Annotated in this window: 12 protein-coding genes and 1 pseudogene; 3 read left to right on the top strand and 10 right to left on the bottom strand. The window is 59.2% G+C overall.

All coding sequences use genetic code 11. The features are described 5' to 3' along the window. The first annotated feature begins 585 nt into the window (after positions 1 to 585). From JZI28_RS11015 to JZI28_RS11005, 3 genes are all read left to right on the top strand, one after another. Positions 586 to 2925: an ATP-dependent RecD-like DNA helicase gene (locus JZI28_RS11015; protein WP_375697614.1), complete on the top strand. Its 2340-nt coding sequence runs from the start codon at positions 586 to 588 to the stop codon at positions 2923 to 2925. Beyond that, positions 2922 to 4823 (top strand): DUF7017 domain-containing protein, encoded by a 1902-nt coding sequence (locus JZI28_RS11010; RefSeq protein WP_375697613.1) that lies wholly within the window; start codon positions 2922 to 2924, stop codon positions 4821 to 4823. Before JZI28_RS11015 ends, JZI28_RS11010 begins: the two co-directional genes overlap by 4 nt. A 310-nt stretch (positions 4824 to 5133) precedes the next feature. Beyond that, complete coding sequence (locus JZI28_RS11005) at positions 5134 to 5757, top strand: hypothetical protein (protein ID WP_375697612.1); 624 nt, start codon at positions 5134 to 5136, stop codon at positions 5755 to 5757. A gap of 703 nt (positions 5758 to 6460) precedes the next feature. Here JZI28_RS11005 and istB read toward each other — a convergent pair. From istB to JZI28_RS10955, 10 genes and pseudogenes are all read right to left on the bottom strand, one after another. After that, complete coding sequence (gene istB, locus JZI28_RS11000) at positions 6461 to 7225, bottom strand: IS21-like element helper ATPase IstB (protein WP_375697611.1); 765 nt, start codon at positions 7223 to 7225, stop codon at positions 6461 to 6463. After that, entirely contained in the window at positions 7222 to 8667 is a 1446-nt protein-coding gene (gene istA, locus JZI28_RS10995) for an IS21 family transposase (protein ID WP_375700093.1), read from the bottom strand. Before istA ends, istB begins: the two co-directional genes overlap by 4 nt. A gap of 313 nt (positions 8668 to 8980) precedes the next feature. After that, a complete protein-coding gene (locus JZI28_RS10990; RefSeq protein WP_375697610.1) occupies positions 8981 to 9646 on the bottom strand; it encodes an RES family NAD+ phosphorylase in 666 nt (221 codons plus the stop codon). Beyond that, on the bottom strand, positions 9643 to 10152 hold the full coding sequence (locus tag JZI28_RS10985; RefSeq protein ID WP_375697609.1) for an MbcA/ParS/Xre antitoxin family protein: 510 nt from the start codon (positions 10150 to 10152) through the stop codon (positions 9643 to 9645). Before JZI28_RS10985 ends, JZI28_RS10990 begins: the two co-directional genes overlap by 4 nt. A 194-nt stretch (positions 10153 to 10346) precedes the next feature. Beyond that, on the bottom strand, positions 10347 to 10961 hold the full coding sequence (locus JZI28_RS10980) for a hypothetical protein (protein ID WP_375697608.1): 615 nt from the start codon (positions 10959 to 10961) through the stop codon (positions 10347 to 10349). A 140-nt stretch (positions 10962 to 11101) separates the two neighbouring features. Further along, on the bottom strand, positions 11102 to 11425 hold the full coding sequence (locus JZI28_RS10975) for a hypothetical protein (protein ID WP_375697607.1): 324 nt from the start codon (positions 11423 to 11425) through the stop codon (positions 11102 to 11104). Positions 11426 to 12283: 858 nt separating this feature from the next. Further along, positions 12284 to 12619 carry a hypothetical protein gene (locus JZI28_RS10970; protein WP_375697606.1) on the bottom strand — a complete coding sequence of 112 codons (336 nt, stop codon included), beginning with the start codon at positions 12617 to 12619 and terminating at the stop codon, positions 12284 to 12286. Between the two features lie 821 nt (positions 12620 to 13440). Continuing rightward, complete coding sequence (locus tag JZI28_RS10965) at positions 13441 to 14193, bottom strand: M48 family metallopeptidase (protein WP_375697605.1); 753 nt, start codon at positions 14191 to 14193, stop codon at positions 13441 to 13443. After that, positions 14183 to 15643, bottom strand: a complete 1461-nt coding sequence (locus JZI28_RS10960; protein ID WP_375700092.1) for a hypothetical protein — start codon at positions 15641 to 15643, stop codon at positions 14183 to 14185. The genes JZI28_RS10965 and JZI28_RS10960 overlap by 11 nt, the downstream gene beginning before the upstream one ends. Next, positions 15615 to 16121 (bottom strand): annotated as a pseudogene (locus JZI28_RS10955) (IS21 family transposase); the annotation flags it as partial. The pseudogene JZI28_RS10955 and the gene JZI28_RS10960, both read right to left, overlap by 29 nt. Between the last annotated feature and the right edge of the window lie 22 nt (positions 16122 to 16143).

Raw genomic sequence — 16143 nt, 5'->3', positions numbered from 1 at the left:
CCCAGTAGTTGCGTAATCCGTTCCGGTCGTGATGACCCGGTGTCATCAGCTTATTCAGTTCCGATGTCTCGTTTAGACCCCTTTGCACCGCGCCATGCGGTGTCTTTGCGGGCCCCTATGGCCCGCTTTGCCGCCCCGGCGGCCCCCCTGTGCTCTGTACAATTGCTGGAGAACAATGATCTCATGAAAGTACGACTTCAAACTGGTCCCAGAGTGGATGGCGCGGAAGCATCGCCGCGCCGCAGCATTCGACAGGCAGGGCGGATAGCAGTCGTTCGCGGTGCTTCGCATGAATGACCGCGATGCGACATCGAGCCTACGCTCGGCGTGGGCGCGGCGGCCGGACGAGAGCCGATCAGACCGGCCCATAGTTGCCTCCCAGAACAGCAGATCACCGCAGTGCCGTTTTTTCGGAGGCGGTCCTTCGTGCGGAGCGCAGCATTCGCATCTATATCGCCGTTCTGAGCTATTACACCCCGGTGGGCATATCCGGCTCCGAGACACTCGGAGAAGTCGCCCAAGGATAAAGGGGGGGCGGTGGCCAGCCAAAGTTCGACAAAGTAGGGTTGATGCCTAACTGACTTCATGATTGTCTACCGGTTGGAGTCACTTGCGCGCCATACCGTTTTTTTCGGAAAGGCCTTTAACACGTCTGGAGGGGCATCTGCCCGAAAAATTTTGGATGCCAATTTTCTTGCCCGTGACGGCTTGACAACGACAGCAAAGTATCTTTTTAACCTGCTCCGCGATTTTGATCTGACGCCGGGCCAGACTGAGGTTGTTATCCATCTTGGAAACTTCCTCGAAAGCAATAGTCACGACGTTTTCCTTCTCAAGGGGCATGCGGGCACCGGCAAGACTTTTTTGATCGATGCCCTCGTAAAGTTGCTGCAGGCTCAGCGCCGGACATACGCGCTCTCAGCTCCTACGGGACGGGCAGCCAAAGTCATCCAGGAAAAAACCCAGGCCGACGCTTCAACCATCCACGGAATGATCTACGACTTCGACAAGATCGAAGAGCATAAGACCGAGGGGGTGGAAGGTTCCGAGACATACAAGCTCATCGTCAGCATGTCTGTGAACGATGCACCAGCGGACACCGTTTTCATCACGGATGAAGCCTCCCTGATCTCCGATCAATACTCAGAAGCGGAGTTTTTTCAATTCGGCTCAGGCCACGTCCTGCGCGACCTGATGTATTTCGTCAACTTCGACAACAACGAGCATCGCAAGAAACTGATCCTGATTGGTGACGATGCTCAGTTGCCGCCTGTTGGTATGTCGTTCTCACCAGCCTTGTCGACTGACTACCTCGTGGAGAATTTCGGCGTTCGGGTATTCGAATACGAACTTTCCGATGTCGTTCGCCAGAAGGCCGACAGCGGCATTCTCAAGAATGTACAGCCCTTGCGGGAAAGCCTGAAACGCGGTGTCTTCAATAAGCTGGCATTCGACACCAGGCTGACGGACGTCGATCGTGTCTGTATGGAACAGGTCGTCTCGACATTCCTTGAGGCGTCCGGAAACCGTGTTAACAACTCTTCGGTCGTCATCACCCGATCGAACGCCGAGGCCGGCATGTTCAACCGGTCCATACGTGAACGGTTGTTTCTAAATCAGCCCGAAGCGGCGCCGGGTGACAAACTCATGGTGGTGAAGAACACCAAGGTCTCGGGCATACGTATCGCAAACGGGGACTTCGCTTTTGTCCGGTCAATCTCAGATGATCGAAAGATTCGCCGGGTCACGCTTCGTCGAAAGAACGAGGAAACCGGGGCCGTAGAAGAGGTCCCCGTAGAGCTTTCTTTCAGGGAGGCAGATCTCGGGTTGCGTTTGGTCGATGGATCGGTGGTCTTTGTTACCACGAACATCCTTGAGAACCTTCTCTACGAGGACCGACCTCAACTCAGCTCTGACGAGAACAAAGCACTCTACGTTGATTTTTGTCAGAGGTATGCCGCGCTCCGGAAGGACCCACAGGCGTTTCGCCAAGCGTTGATGGATGACCCATTCTTCAATGCGCTGCGGGTCAAATTCGGATACGCCATCACCTGCCACAAGGCGCAGGGCAGCGAGTGGGACACAGCCATCGTCAGCTGCAACTCGTTGGGCAATCCGCTGGCGGCCGACAATTTCCGTTGGCTCTACACGGCATGCACGCGCGCGAAATCGCACCTCTTCCTCCTTGATCCACCAAGAATCGAGGTAGGCTCTGGGATCAAACCCGCAGGCCTCGCTCCAAGCCTTCTCGGCGCATCGAACCCTTCCGCGAATTTCGAGGCGACCCCGGCACCAAAGCGCCTCGCAACGGTCGACCTCGAGAGGACCGTGTCGGTCGCTCCAGACCTGGCGACGCCGGTTGATTTTCGCGAAGTCATCCGCCAGCGGGTCGAAGCCTTGCTGGACGGAGCAGCCATCGAGATCGAAGGCATCGAACATAACCAATATCAGGAGGCCTATTTCTTTCGCCACGGCGAAGGCCAGGCGAGGATCAACATCTGCTACAACGGCAAGCTCAAAATCACCCGCGTCATCGCTGCGCAATCGGGTGGGCTGACGGATCTGCTGATGGCAAATCTTTCCGGCATGGTCGGCGAAAGCTGCGCAGCACTTCCGGCCTCAATGCCAGGCGGCGCTCCTGCCAACGGCATTCAGGGACCGAATTTTACACATCAGTTCCTGGCGGAGTTTCACCAAAAGCTTTCAAGCCGAATGCATGCTCACGCGATCAAAATCGTTGGTCTCGAGCAGAAACAGTGGTTCCAGCGCTACAGTTTTCAGCGCTTTGGAGAGCATGCTGCGGTCGACATCTACTACAACGGCAAGCATGTCTTCACTAAGTGTCAGCCGGTCGGACATGTTCGCGAACCATCTGTGCTCCTGTGCGAACTGATCGAAATCCTGACCGTCGAGATGAGCACATGAGCGACACTAAGGAGATCTTCCGTCTCCGCAAGGCGGGGGAACTGGACCGAGCTTACGCGCTGGCAAAAGAGGCGATGGCGAGTCCCCATGCCGATGACTGGGATGTGCGGGCACTAAGCTGGTGTCTTGTCGATCTGCTCAAAGGTGCCGCCCGCCAGAACGACAGGGCGCGCCTTTCGTCGTTTGCCGGCGAACTCGAGGCGCTGCCTGTGCCAGAGGGGGACGATATCCTCGAAAATCAGCGTCGGTTCGCGCTCTCTCTTGCGGAGAAAGGACGTCACGAGATCCTTTCCGCCCGTAACCATAGCAAGGCAGGACGCCATGAGCAAGCCTGCCGCGTCTACCACGACTTTCTTGCGAAGGATGGGCTCTACCCAACCGATCATCTGGGCTACGGCTGGGACCTCTATCGCTGGACCAAAGAAATCCTGTCGACGTCCGACACCCCGGCGCTTGCTGCAATCGGGCAAGCCCGTCGCAATCTTAACACGTACATGAAGCTCAGCGTCGATCGACCCTCGCCCCTTCACAGCTGCATGCTGCAAATCGCCTGGCAACTCGCTTCCGGGAATCATCTCGACCTGCCGGCATTTGTGGGTTTGTGGGGGCTCGAGAACTTTCTCGCTGACGACTACGACCGCTTCACGACTGCCGAGGGAAAGACCCTACCAGCGCTTGCCGAAAAGGTTGTGCAGCGAGCAAGCAAGGATGCCGCAGCGGCGGGAAATATGCGAGCCATCGCTGGGTTACAGCCTCATCTTGAAGCGATGATGACGCGCTATCCCGATAACGTCTGGTTTCGCCAGAACATGGTCAAGTTTCTCGCTTCGCTTGGCCGCCAGGATGAGGCGCGTGAGCAGGCGATCCTGTTTGCCCGGGAGAAGTCGCAGGAATTTTGGGCATGGGACCTGCTTGGCGACCTTCAGGTCGACCCGAACCTCCGTGTTGCATGCTACTGCAAGGGCTTGCTGTGTCCCTCTGAAGAGGATTTCGTGGGGCGCTTGCGTCTCAAGCTTGCGCGAGAATTGAGCATCCAAGGTTATCTGGCCGAGGCACGAGGCGAAATCGATACGGTTCTCGCGCATCGTGCGAAAACAGGGTACCGCGTTCCCCGTGAGGCTGAAGAGCTGATGGCGGCGTCGTGGTATTTGGGAACTGCGGCCACTCCTCCAAGCAAGAAATTCTACCTCCGGTTTTCAGGTCGCGCAGAGGAGATTCTTTTCGAAGACATCGATTGGATTGACGCGTGTGTCGGCGACAGCTTCTCGATTGATGGCGAAAAGCGAAAAACTCTCCGCCGACTATATATCGCGGACAACCCGGTGGCGCGAGAGATCACCGTTCCCGAACGCGCGTTGGGTCTGAAAAACCTACAGTCCGGTCAGCCAATCCGGATCAAGGCTGATCTCGGAATATCGATCAACGACCGCATAAAGATCTATTCGGCCGCTTTACGCGATGACGGTGTATTTCATGACACCTTCCATGAGATCGTGGGCGTGGTAGATCACGTGAACACGGCGAAAGGGCTTCTACATGTCATTGCTGGCCGGGAGATAGACAGCGTGATTTCCCTTTCGGACATCAATGCTTCGATAGGTGATCACATCGCCTTGCGGATGGCCCGCTACAGCACGCGAAAAGGGGTACGCTCTCGTGTCGTGACCGCCACTCCCACCGATGCAGAGGTGGGAGACACCGTTTGCCGACGTTTCCGGAGCGCCGTGCGGATCAGCAATGGCATGGGTTTCACCGATGATGGGATATTCATTCCGCCTGACATCGTTCGCTGCCATGACCTTCAGGATGGCGAACTTGTGTCAGGCCGGGCCGTTATCAACTTTAACAAGAAAAAAAGCAGTTGGGGCTGGAAGGCTATGACGATTGAAGTCCTTTGAGGCAATGGAGCAGCATGGATACAAGGAACATCCGTACTTGCAAGTCATTGACGCAGTGACAGTTATTTGACCGCAGGGAGCGCAAGCGTTGTACAAAAGATTGGCTGAGGGCCACGCTACGAAGTTCATCCAGGATCGTCCAGATCTGAGCGTGATAACAGACTGGTTGAACTCGCCGCGGTGCAAAGCTGCACTGTCCGCATTTAATAAATCCGTTCCCTCCAAGAAACCGGGTCGCGTTATCGAGCGCGTATCCAAGAATGTGCGCCCTGCGTTTGGCGGCGCCCATTTGGCCCAATGGGACAAAGTAATGAAGGCTGTATTTTCCGTTCGGATGGCGTCTGCCCGTGAAACTGATGTCTTTGCATTGACCGGCGAAGAGGGGGTGGCTTTTTCTGAACGATCAGTCATTCTTGCCGATTTTTTGTGTATCGCGAGCGCCGGAGAGAGTAATTCGCACATAAATATCGCCGCCAATATCTCGCACCATGCCATTTCCAGGTTGATGGAACGCGGAGCTTCGACCCCCGAGACACTGAACGCCGATGTCCTCCAGGTCCTTCAGAAGGCGCGTTCCCTTCGAGCCATGTTGGCTTCGGGGCTCGAGCACAATCTGACCAAGCTGAAGGACGACATGACGTACGACATGCTCATGCCGCACGGTGACGGGGCACTCGTCTTGCGCACGCTGCGCGTGAATGCTGCGGCTAAATCATTTTTTCCAGACCCCATGCCGGTCTTTTCGATCCGAACATACTTAGAAGGATCGATGCTGGGAACTCGCGATCTTGAGCGCATGGCAGGGTTCCGCATCTCTCGCGATGCAACGGTTTCGGTAGAAGACTCTCGGCATATCCTTGCATGGATTCAAGGAAATGCTGAGGAAACGGATCCGCGGCGAAGGTTATCAATCGAACAAGAGGCCGGCTTTTAGGCGGCGAGAACAGAAAGGCGGTTGGTGGGAGATAATCGCCGAATATGCTTGGTATTCTCGGCTTTGGTCACTCACTGCTCAGGCGCTCTGGAGCAGTTAGTAGCATTGGAGGCATAAGCTCGGCCTTTGCCGACATGCATTCTCTTCCTGCGAACTGCCGACGTCGACCCCCCGCAGATGCTGCGCGTTCGACGAGTGGCCGGTTTGGTGTGAAGCTGCACCGCTGCGATCAGCCAGGGACTGAACGGCAGGTGAGGGCCGTTCCCGACTGCGAGCGGGAATGGTTGGTCTCGCTCGTTCCCATGGCCACCTTGCCAGCTCTTGGCCGGACCGGACGGTCCGGGCTGTCTCTATCACCAGGGCGAGCTTGTCCGCCCCGGGCGGGGTCTCGTCCTCCTCGGCGGGCTGGAAGCGCATGCTCTTGCCGCTCGTCCGGAGCAGATCGAAGACGTCGGCGCTGCGCTCGCCCACCACATCGCGGACGTTCGCCCGTCTCGCGGACCGGTTCACGTGGATCAGCCGGTTCCGGGGCCCCGTTGTCAACGGCGGAGTAAAATCCGGCCATTGGGCGACGCAAAACCCGGCCACTTTGGATTTGGGCCTGACGTGCGCCACGTGGCGGCGGCCAGTCGACCGCGCTCCCCAAATAGCTGGCGGTTGACTGGCCGCCTTGGCCCGTGAGGGCCAAGTCATGGATTTTCGATCAGGTGGTTTTGGTGGCTTTTCGCGCTTGGCTTTGTGCCAGGCGATAGCTTTCGCCGTTCATCTCGAGGATGTTGACGTGATGGGTCAGCCTGTCGAGAAGGGCGCCGGTCAGGCGTTCCGTGCCGAAGGTTTCCGTCCATTCGTCGAATGGCAGGTTGCTGGTGATCATGGTGGCGCCGCGCTCATAGCGCTGCGAGATCAGCTCGAACAGCAGCTCGGCCCCGGTCTTGGAGAGCGGCACGAAGCCCAGCTCGTCGATGATGAGCAGCTTGACGCTGGCCATCTGTTTTTGCAGGCGCAGCAGACGGCGCTCGTCGCGGGCCTCCATTAGCTCATTGACCAGCGCGCTGGCGGTGATGAAACGGACGGGTAGCCCCTTCTGGCAAGCCGCCAGGCCGAGGCCTAGGGCAATGTGCGTCTTGCCGGTGCCGCTTGGCCCGAGGGCGATGACATTCTCGCGCCGCTCGATCCATTCGCAGCGGGCAAGTTCCAGCACCTGCATCTTGTTGAGCTTTGGGATTGCCTTGAAGTCAAAGCTGTCGAGGCTTTTGGCGGCCGGGAACTTCGCCGCCTTAATGCGGCGCTCGACCATCCGTCGTTCGCGATCGATCATCTCCATCTCGACCAAGCGCGCCAGGAACTGGACGTGATCCAGCCCTTCGGTGGCGCATTGGCGGGCCTGCTTCTCGTATTCCCGTAGGAACGTGGGCAGCTTCAGTGTCTTCAGGTGATGGGCGAGCAGGATCTGCGGGGCCTCCGTCATTCCGCCGCCTCCGCCATCAGGGCCATATAGCTCGCGGTCGAGGTCGTCTCGACGTCAGCACGCGGCAGGTAGGGATAGCTGGACATGTCGAGCTTGGGCGGTCGTTTCTCGATCCGACAGAGCAAAAGGTGCTTGACCGCATCGAAGCCTGTCGCGCGCAGGCGCAGCGCATCCTTGACCGCCGCGTGCAGGTCATCGAGCCCGAATGTCTCCAGCAGACGCAAAACCTGCACATACTCACGCCGCCCCATCTTCAGCATGTGTGCCTCCATGAGGCGACGCAGGGTCTGGAACTCTTCGGGCAGGTCCCACTCCGCCAAAGGCGCAGCCTGATCCAAAGCGTTGATCTTGCGCTCGATCAGCGGAAGGTAGTGGATCGGGTCGAAGACCACATCCTCACGCGCGTAGCACCGCGGATGCCGTGCGATCACGTCTCCCCGGCAGCCGATCACGACCTGATCGACATAGCCCCGAACCCAGACATCCTGATGGCCATAGGCGACAGGCACCGAGTAATCGTTGGTCTCATAGCGCACGAGACACTGCGAACTGACCCGACCGCTGGCCTGGGCACAAGCTTCGAACGGTGCCCCGGGCAGTGGCTTCATCGCCGCCAGATCGCGCTGCAATCGATCGCCGATCGTTTCCTTGTGGCCGCGCAGGGTGTCGTTCTGGCGTTGGCGGCATTGAGCCTCCAGGTCTGCGTTGAACGCTTCCCAGCTGGCGAAACGTGGAATCGGCACCATGAAGTTCCGGCGAGCGTAACCAACGATGCCCTCGACCTTACCCTTGTCGTTGCCCTTGCCCGGACGCCCGTAGCGATCCCGAACCAGGTAATGCGATTGCAGGGCACTGAACAGCGTGGCGCGCTTACGCGTCCCGTCCGCCAGGATCTTCGAAACCAGACAGCGGTCGTTGTCATAGAGCACCGACTGCGGCACGCCGCCGAAGAAGGCAAAGGCGTGGACATGGCCGTCCATCCACGCCTCCGCCGTTGCCGCGGGATATGCCCGCACGAAGCAGGCGTCGCTGTGCGGCAGATCCAGGACGAAGAAATGGGCCTTCTGCTCGACGCCATCAATGATCACCACGGCTTCGCCGAAATCTGCCTGGGCATCCCCGGGCGGGTGGGCGAGCGGCACGAACACCTCACGTCCACGTCGCTCGCGCTCCCGGATATAGTCCTTGATGATCGTGTAGCCGCCGGTGAAACCGTGCTCCTCGCGCAACCGGTCATAAACGCGCTTGGCGGTATGGCGCTGCTTGCGGTGGGTCTCACGATCCCCGTCTAGCCACGCGTCGATGATCTCGGTGAACCCGTCCAGCTTCGGGCGCTTGATCGGCTTCTGACGCCGATAACCAGGCGGCACTGAAAACGCCAACATCTTCGCTACGCTGTCGCGCGAAATGTTGAAATGACGCGCTGCCTCTCGCTGGCTCATCCCCTCGCCACACGCCAGGCGAACCTTCAAATACAAATCCACGGTGTAAATCTCCCCGCCCTCCTTGCTGTCACAAGATGGGCAAAAGTGGGCGACTTTTACGCCGCCCGCACCGCCAACATGGCGGCGCTACCGTGGTCTAATTTTGCACCGCCGTTCTCACCCGTCGCCACGAGCCGGCGCCGGGCGTCCTCGAGGAGGCCGGAGAGGGGTCGGAGGCGGCGTGGTCTGCCATGAGGGTCACCTGTGGGGTTCAGCGGAGCGGCTCGGGCTCTGTCAGTAGCGTCGCGTGGCGGGGGCGGTCCGGGATCGTTCAGGGCGGCCCCAGCTGCTCCAAGAGGACCTTTCCGGAGCGGGGGACGACGACCCGGAAATGCCGGGCCTGGAGCACGTCGATGATCTGGGTCGGCCGGTAGGAGACCCAGTTGACCCCGCCTGGGTGCCGCACGCTGTCATAGACGATCCCGTCATGCGGGCCGGTCCGGACGGACCGGCCGAAAACCTGGGTAGCGGGGTAGGTCGCGGGGTCCGGGTCGTGCAGGTCCGGGCGCGCGCCGCGGATGTCGACGAACTCCCCCTCGAGGTGAGCGGTGTACTCGCGCAGCTCCTCCGTCTTCTGCTGGAGCGCGCTCAGGGCGATCTCTCGGCGGATCCCATTGACCAGTTCAAGGACGGCGGTCTCGAGCGCGCTCGCGGCGTACCAAGCGCCGAGGTCCGGGCCGGCGAACCGGCTCCCCTGTGGCGCCCCTTGCAGGAACGCGGCCATGACGACGCTGGCGTTGGGGCGGCCGTAGACCCAGTCGGACCTCGCAAGCCGCCGGAGCCGGGGCGCCACGAGCCGGTCGTTAGTCCAGCCCTCGAGCTCGAAGACCGGGGCGAGATCCTCGGGGGCTGCCACTGTCTCGAACGCGGCGATCGGGGGGAAGCGGGACGGGATCAGGCGATGTGTGCGCTCGGGCGCCCGGGCGAGGCGCGTCACGTGAAGACGAGGTCCGTCGGGCGCACCGGCTCGATATCGGCCCCGTCGCTCGGTCCTCCGCGCAGCCCGCCGCGCCAGCCGTCGAGGTAGCGGCGCACCGTTAGGATCCCGTCAAGGCCGCCTCCGATCATCACCTCCAGCGGGGCCTGGCCCCCGAAGACCTCGCCGCGATGCGGGCCCTTGAGCCAGGTCATCGCTTCCGCCTCGATCGGGAAGAGGACGCCGAGCGCCTTGTGAACGCCGAGGATCCCCGAGATGCGGGTGAGCGTATCGAGCGGCAGGGACAGGGGCGCCGCGGCGCGGGCCTTCCTGACCCACTCGTGATAGGTCGAGTTCGACGGCTCACCGAGGAGCGCGATCCGGTCCCGCGTGGGGATCCCGTAGAGATCAGCGATAGCGAGGAAGGTGCGCAGGCCCGGACCGCTGACGCGGCGGCGCGCATCCGCGTCGATCTCCTGCGGGACGGGCTCCGACCCGGCCTGTTCGGGCAGCTGAAGAATGATCATGTGGGGCCTCCTTCGATTCCGAACACATAGTCCAAATCCGGACAACTCTCAAGGGGCGGGGTGGTGTTCATGATGCATTCCCCGTCCGTTCCAAGGTCGCAAAAGCTGCCCCTCGATGTCTCGCCGCGCCACCACCTTGGCTCAGACAGTTTGAGGTGCGGTATGCGCGACATGTATTTCAGTTTGTTCCACGCTCAGAAGCTGGGTTCAGGCCCGTCGGACGGGGTATCGCTTTCTGCTGAATACCGATCGTCAATCAGTTCGTCATTCGGCCTGTTTTCAGGGTGGGGTTGAACCGCTTTCGGTAGGCCCTCGGGTGCGAGCAGGGACAACTCAATGGCTCTTGTGATAGTTCCATCTGGCAGCACACAGGTCATGTCGGGACATGTCGTGATCACATCGTTCAGGATGGACGCGAGCTTCAGGTCGCGCGCTTGCAAGCGTTCCTCCGCTTGTGAACCGATTACTAGAACACGCGGATGGTTTTCCTGAAGCGTGGGGCCATCCCCTATTTGACACACAGGCCCCGCGACCAGCGCGCCTTCGATCGCCCCATGAAGAAGTTCAACCAGTTCACTGACGGGATCGAGGTCGAGCCCCAGACACATCAATCGTACCGGAGGCGGTTTCTTCTTCGAGAGATGTCCTTTTGATGGGGCAGTTCCGCAGAGCGTCATCCCCGGTGTCAGCGGTAGATTAGGATCAAGAATGCTCTCTAGCACATCATGGCGTTCAAAATCCGACGCATAAGCTGATGTGAAAAGGCGCGCGTCTTTCGAAGACAAATCACCAGCCTCACGCAGGGTCACTCTGCCCGGCATCACGTCAATCGCGCTCTTATCCCTGAACCTCAACCGCAAACTTCGGGCCACAATATCGAGGCTATGTCTGAACCCCGGAGTGACCCGGCCCGCGATTTTCAACACGCGCGCAACCCAGCCGAGTAGCGTTAATCCACCTCGCTGTTTAGCACTGTGTCCAGGCGATCCAGTATTTCGGCCATGGTGTCGGATTTTTCCTTGATCATCAGGACCGCCTCTTTGACGTCCGCCACCTCGGCCTCGATCGCTTCGTGCCTGGTTTTCATGTCCGTTATCATCTTGATCAGACGAACCGCTGCCGTCCCGCCCGGGCCTGAGGCGTCCGGGTCCTCCAGCAGGTCCAAGAGGGGATGCAAGATCTGCACGTCTCCCCTGATCGTTTTCAACCTGGCGGTTAATTTTTCCATCTCGTCCGGGATCTGGTGCACCGGTTTTTCGGTCTTCGGCGGCATCTGGCGGGTTTCCTCTCAAAGAATGTCTGTGGTCTGATTTTTCATGTTCGGCATGGTCCAAGGCTTTCAGGATCTCGGGTGTGTTTAGGAGGACAGCCATGTCTAAGTTGAGCCGCGCTCGCGTGAGCCGTCCCGCCCAGTCGATCCTTTTCTTCAGGTTTACGGGAAAGAAGGCGTCACCCAACGCACTCGGTCGAATCCGGCGCGCCATGCGCTCGCAGACGAGGCTCGGATGACCATACACGTTGACGTCTTCACTTATCTGATAAGGGCTCGCCAAGGCTGACAGCGCATCGTTCAAGGCGTCCAGGTTTTCCGGCCATTTCGTAAGACCCGCATTGAGGTCATCTGCCAAACGCTGATATTCTGGGTCTCGGTTCAACCGCCTCAAGGGGACGTTGCCGTAAATGCGGGGTGGGGCTGTCGATGAGAAATATTCTGGTATCGGAAAACCCAGACGCTCGGCCAGCAGCTGGTGAGTTTCCGATGTATGCGCTTTTGACCGGATCGGCCTGATTTCGCGACACTCGAAGGACTCGAGAGCTACAAAAGCGTGGACGTGGTCACCGGGAGTGTCGGTATGGCGCGCCATGACCCAAGGTGTCAGTCCAGCGGGGAACTGGTGACGGTTCAACACAAATCGTGCCGAGTCGAGCCATGTTTCTCTATCAAGCCAAATCCCCTCCGGCGCTGACAGCGTGATATGAACAAAACCGCAAGCGCCAAATTGCTCGAAACACTCGCGCAACTTTGATGCGGACCGCGCTATCACGGTCCCGCCGAGTACCTCACTGCCTTTCCGTAGATCATATCGCGCCAGCTCGACGGCGGTGTAGTGCGTGGTGAAATGGGGGCGCATTACCTTTTCCTTAACTCGGCGATCAACGCGTCGCACAGACCTTCCCACGTCCGGACCATGATCTTCACTTGATCAGGGGAAATCGGTGAGTTTTCTGCGTGGGCTGCCGCGCGGATGTCATGCAGGACTTCTGCGGCTTCGCCCATCCGGGCGGCAACCTTACTGACGTCATGCGTCCCATGTTGACGCAGCGCCTGTGCCGCGAGGGCATTCACACTGCGAAACCCGAGTTCATTTGCTTTGCGCTCCATCCCTGGGAATTCCTCGTCGTGGATCCTGAATTTGATTTCGCGTTTTCCGCCGCGCCCACTGAGTGGTGTCAGTTCGATCGCCAACCTTACCGTTCCCCCGTCTATTTAGTGCTGAGACGCCGGGTCAAAACCATCGACCACAGGCTGCTCTCGTCATTGTCTAGTATATGCCGAGGGTGCTTCGATCCGAAGTCAAAGGGACCTTAATTAGGGGGTTTATCCCCATAAAAAAATCCGGATGCGTTTCTGCACGGATGGTCGTTCATAGAGAGTTTGGGCCCAAACCCTATAGGTTCTCGTATGCGCGCACGCGCGTACGAGCAAATGGGACCGCCCCGCTCAGAAGCATAGTCTCCCGACTAGACCCTTCGGTTTTTCATGGGTTCCGGCGATCTGCGTAGAAGAAACGGAGAACGCGATGACCACTGGCAGTACCGATACATCTCTTCCGGGCTCCCTGACACAGGAGGGTCGACAGGAGGATTGTAACCTGTTCGCCGACATCAAGGCGGCCGACTGGCTCGGCGAGCTGGTCGGGAGGCATACGAACGACGTGGATCTCAAGCTAGAGTCGAGTGGATCGCGCTTGCTCGATGATATCCGGGCCATGGATGTCGTAAACATGGTGCTGGCAGCGGCAGACGAGCCGCTTGATCAGATGGCTGATCCGATATCCCTGAAGTGGGTGAAGAGCGTCGAATGGGTCCGGTCCGGAACACCGGTGCTCGTGCAAGGGAAAGCCATGAGGTTTGCGCCTCCCACCGAACAGCCGAGGACCCTATCAGATCGGGCATGCCTGAGCGTGGGGTCGTTCGCTGTATCCACCACAGTCTATGCGCGATGGATGCGTCCACAAGGTCGGGGGCCTCCAGTCTGTAAGGCGCACCGGTCGTATCGGGTCACCCCTAAATTTCTGAACAACGATCACGCGTCAGTTGCGAGGCAACTGGCGCGCTCAGGGGAAGTCTGTTCAAATCAGAGCGTACTTGACGCCACCCCGGCATGTGTCTGTCGAGCACGGCCACGAAAACGTCGTCATGCCGACGCGACACGAAATGCGCCATTTCATGGAGGATAACGTAGTCGAGACAAACCAGCGGCTTCTTGACCAGATCAAGGTTAACCCAGAGACGCCCGGTATCCGGATTGCACGATCCCCATTTCGTACGCATCGCGCGGATGCCCCACGCGGGTTCCGCAACGTCAAGACGGGCCGCCCATTTCGATACCCTGGGGGCGGCTTTTTCCCGGAGTTCTCTACGATACCATGCGGACATCCACCGAGCTTTATCGGACCGGCTGGCGTCATGGGGGACCACCATGGTGATCCGGTCGGCGCTGTCGACACTGATCTGCCCGGCGCGAACCTGAGCCTGGCGGACCCCTAGTCGCAATGGACGCCCGAAATAGTAATGTGTCTCGCCCGATACGTAGAGCCGCTCCGGTTCCCGAGCCTGTTCTGCAAACTGGCGCTGCTTGTTCTTGATCCAGCCCAGCCGAGTAACAATCGCCACCCGGATCGCGTCTTCGCTGATAGCCGGAGGGGCCGCGACCCGGACCCGGCCGGCAGGAGGGTAGACCCCGATATGCAGGTTTTTGATCGGCTTCCGGACCAGTTCAACCGACAGACCCGCGACCTCGATCTGCTCAGTATTCATGATGGGACCGGATAATCTCGATAATCTGTTCGACGGCTTCTTCGTCTTCAAGAACCTCCGACAGCTTGCGCCGGAGCATCCGCTCCTTCATCTTGTTTCCGCGCCACCCGGTCTGGGCGGTTTCACGGATCGCCTGGTCGACCGATTGTGTCAGCGCCTCGTCCTGTCCGAGGTTATCGTACAGGGCTTTTCGCCCCGCCGTGTCCATGCTCGGCGGATAATCACTGCCGTGACCAGCTTTGACCGACCGGACCAGGTCCGCGATCTTTTCCAGATAGTCAGCGTAGGCGAGCGCGTCGTCTTTCCGTTTTTTGACGAGGTCCGTCAGCAGTTCTGACATGCGTTCATAGAATTTTGGGTTCACCGGCGTTTCATCGATGATGAGCTTGCGGACGTTGTTTTCGATCGCCTCAGCCACGTTTTCCCGCTTCGCCTTCAATGAGGCAGGCAGCTCTTCTTCGACCGACGCTCCCTTGCTGGCGACCAAGTCGATCAGGCTGATGTCATCGAGATGCGAGATCACTTCAGGCCCGTCCGCCTTGATATAGGTGTCAATCAGGTGCCGCATGGCGGGCTCGAATTGTTTCATGTCGACCCCGTCGCCGCTGTGAAGGCGCACAGCGTCCCGGAGCGCAAGCGCGCGATCCACTTCCCCCCGGTACTGGGCTATCTGAAGATCGTTCACCCCGGACGCCGCTGGGTCTTCCGCAACAGATGCAAAGGTCCGGGCATAGGCTCCGGCCAGCTTGTAAAGCGCCTGGCGGCGGCGGGCTTTCTCATCCGCCTCAGGATCAACCTCCCAGCCGCCTGGGCTTGAAAAATATTTGAGTGCCTCGGCATCCCCTTTCGGCTGTTCAACCGGGTCCAGCAGGCCGAACCATGCGTCGCGCGCGGTGGTCAGATCGACGCCAGCCTGCTCGGCACGCGAAGATATCAGGCCGTCCACGTCTGCAGCGTCGAATGCATCAAACGCACCTGAGGTATAATCATCGACGGCTGTCTCGATGTTCTTGAACAGGTCCTTGTAGTCGATCACATACCCGAAATCTTTGTCGTCCCCGTCCAGACGGTTCACTCGGCAGATCGCCTGGAAAAGCCCGTGATCGCGCATCTGTTTGTCGATATAGATGTAGGTCGCCGTGGGGGCATCAAAGCCGGTAAGAAGGCGGCTGACCACGATAAGCAGCTTCATCTGTGCCGGTTCCTTGCGGAACTTCCGCAGGGCCTCGATCTCGTAGGCCTCTTCGTCAGTCGCAAGGTCCGTCATCAGCCGGTCATACACACGATAGACGTATTGTTTTTCCGTCTCGCCCATCCCGGCCTCTTCCCCGGTCAGCTCCGAAGCGTTGCGGGTGTAGGATGTGACGATCGCGCATTTCCCGGCCAGATCAGAACCGGAGTTGCGGAAGATCTCGAACAGCCGACAGGCCTCGGGGATAGGCCCGCACATAGCATGCATCGCTGTAGGGCAGGTCAAAGGCAAAAAAGTGGATCTTCTGTTCCACGCCCCCCAGGATGACAACGGCCTCACCGAAATCGGCCTGCCCGTGACCCGGAGGATGGGCGAGTGGAATGAACATCTCCCGCGCTTTTTGACGATGCCCCCGAACATAGTCCTTCACGGTCGTATAACCGCCGGTAAAGCCTTCTTCCTCACGGAGCCGTTCAAAGATCCGCTTCGCCGTATGGCGTTGCTTCTTCGGACGGTTCTGATCCTCCAGAAGCCATTGGTCAATTGTATCGGTGAAGGCTTCCAACTTCGGGCGCCGAACTTTCTGGCTCCGGCGGTAACCAGGGGGAGACGAATACGCGCACATCTTGTCGACCGTTCCACGGGCAAGGCCAAAATCACGGGCGATCGAACGTTTGCTGCGCCCCTCATCGAAATGCGCGCGGCGCACGGCTAAATATACTTCCACGGTGAAAATCCTCCGGCCCTCCCTGCAAAGA

The organism is Pseudophaeobacter sp. TrK17, assembly GCF_042192375.1.
Lineage (GTDB): Bacteria > Pseudomonadota > Alphaproteobacteria > Rhodobacterales > Rhodobacteraceae > Pseudophaeobacter.
The sequence above is the reverse complement of the archived record's forward strand: the minus strand, read 5'-3'. Positions and strand labels throughout refer to the sequence as shown.

What these genes read in the sequence shown, in the direction of transcription:
- JZI28_RS11010 (WP_375697613.1), top strand. Translation starts at nt 2,922, where the DNA reads ATGAGCGACACTAAGGAGATCTTCCGTCTCCGCAAGGCGGGGGAACTG.
- JZI28_RS10965 (WP_375697605.1), bottom strand. Translation starts at nt 14,193, where the DNA reads ATGAATACTGAGCAGATCGAGGTCGCGGGTCTGTCGGTTGAACTGGTC.
- JZI28_RS10960 (WP_375700092.1), bottom strand. Translation starts at nt 15,643, where the DNA reads ATGTGCGGGCCTATCCCCGAGGCCTGTCGGCTGTTCGAGATCTTCCGC.
- JZI28_RS10975 (WP_375697607.1), bottom strand. Translation starts at nt 11,425, where the DNA reads ATGCCGCCGAAGACCGAAAAACCGGTGCACCAGATCCCGGACGAGATG.
- istB (WP_375697611.1), bottom strand. Translation starts at nt 7,225, where the DNA reads ATGACGGAGGCCCCGCAGATCCTGCTCGCCCATCACCTGAAGACACTG.
- JZI28_RS11015 (WP_375697614.1), top strand. Translation starts at nt 586, where the DNA reads ATGATTGTCTACCGGTTGGAGTCACTTGCGCGCCATACCGTTTTTTTC.
- istA (WP_375700093.1), bottom strand. Translation starts at nt 8,667, where the DNA reads ATGAGCCAGCGAGAGGCAGCGCGTCATTTCAACATTTCGCGCGACAGC.
- JZI28_RS10985 (WP_375697609.1), bottom strand. Translation starts at nt 10,152, where the DNA reads ATGATCATTCTTCAGCTGCCCGAACAGGCCGGGTCGGAGCCCGTCCCG.
- JZI28_RS11005 (WP_375697612.1), top strand. Translation starts at nt 5,134, where the DNA reads ATGAAGGCTGTATTTTCCGTTCGGATGGCGTCTGCCCGTGAAACTGAT.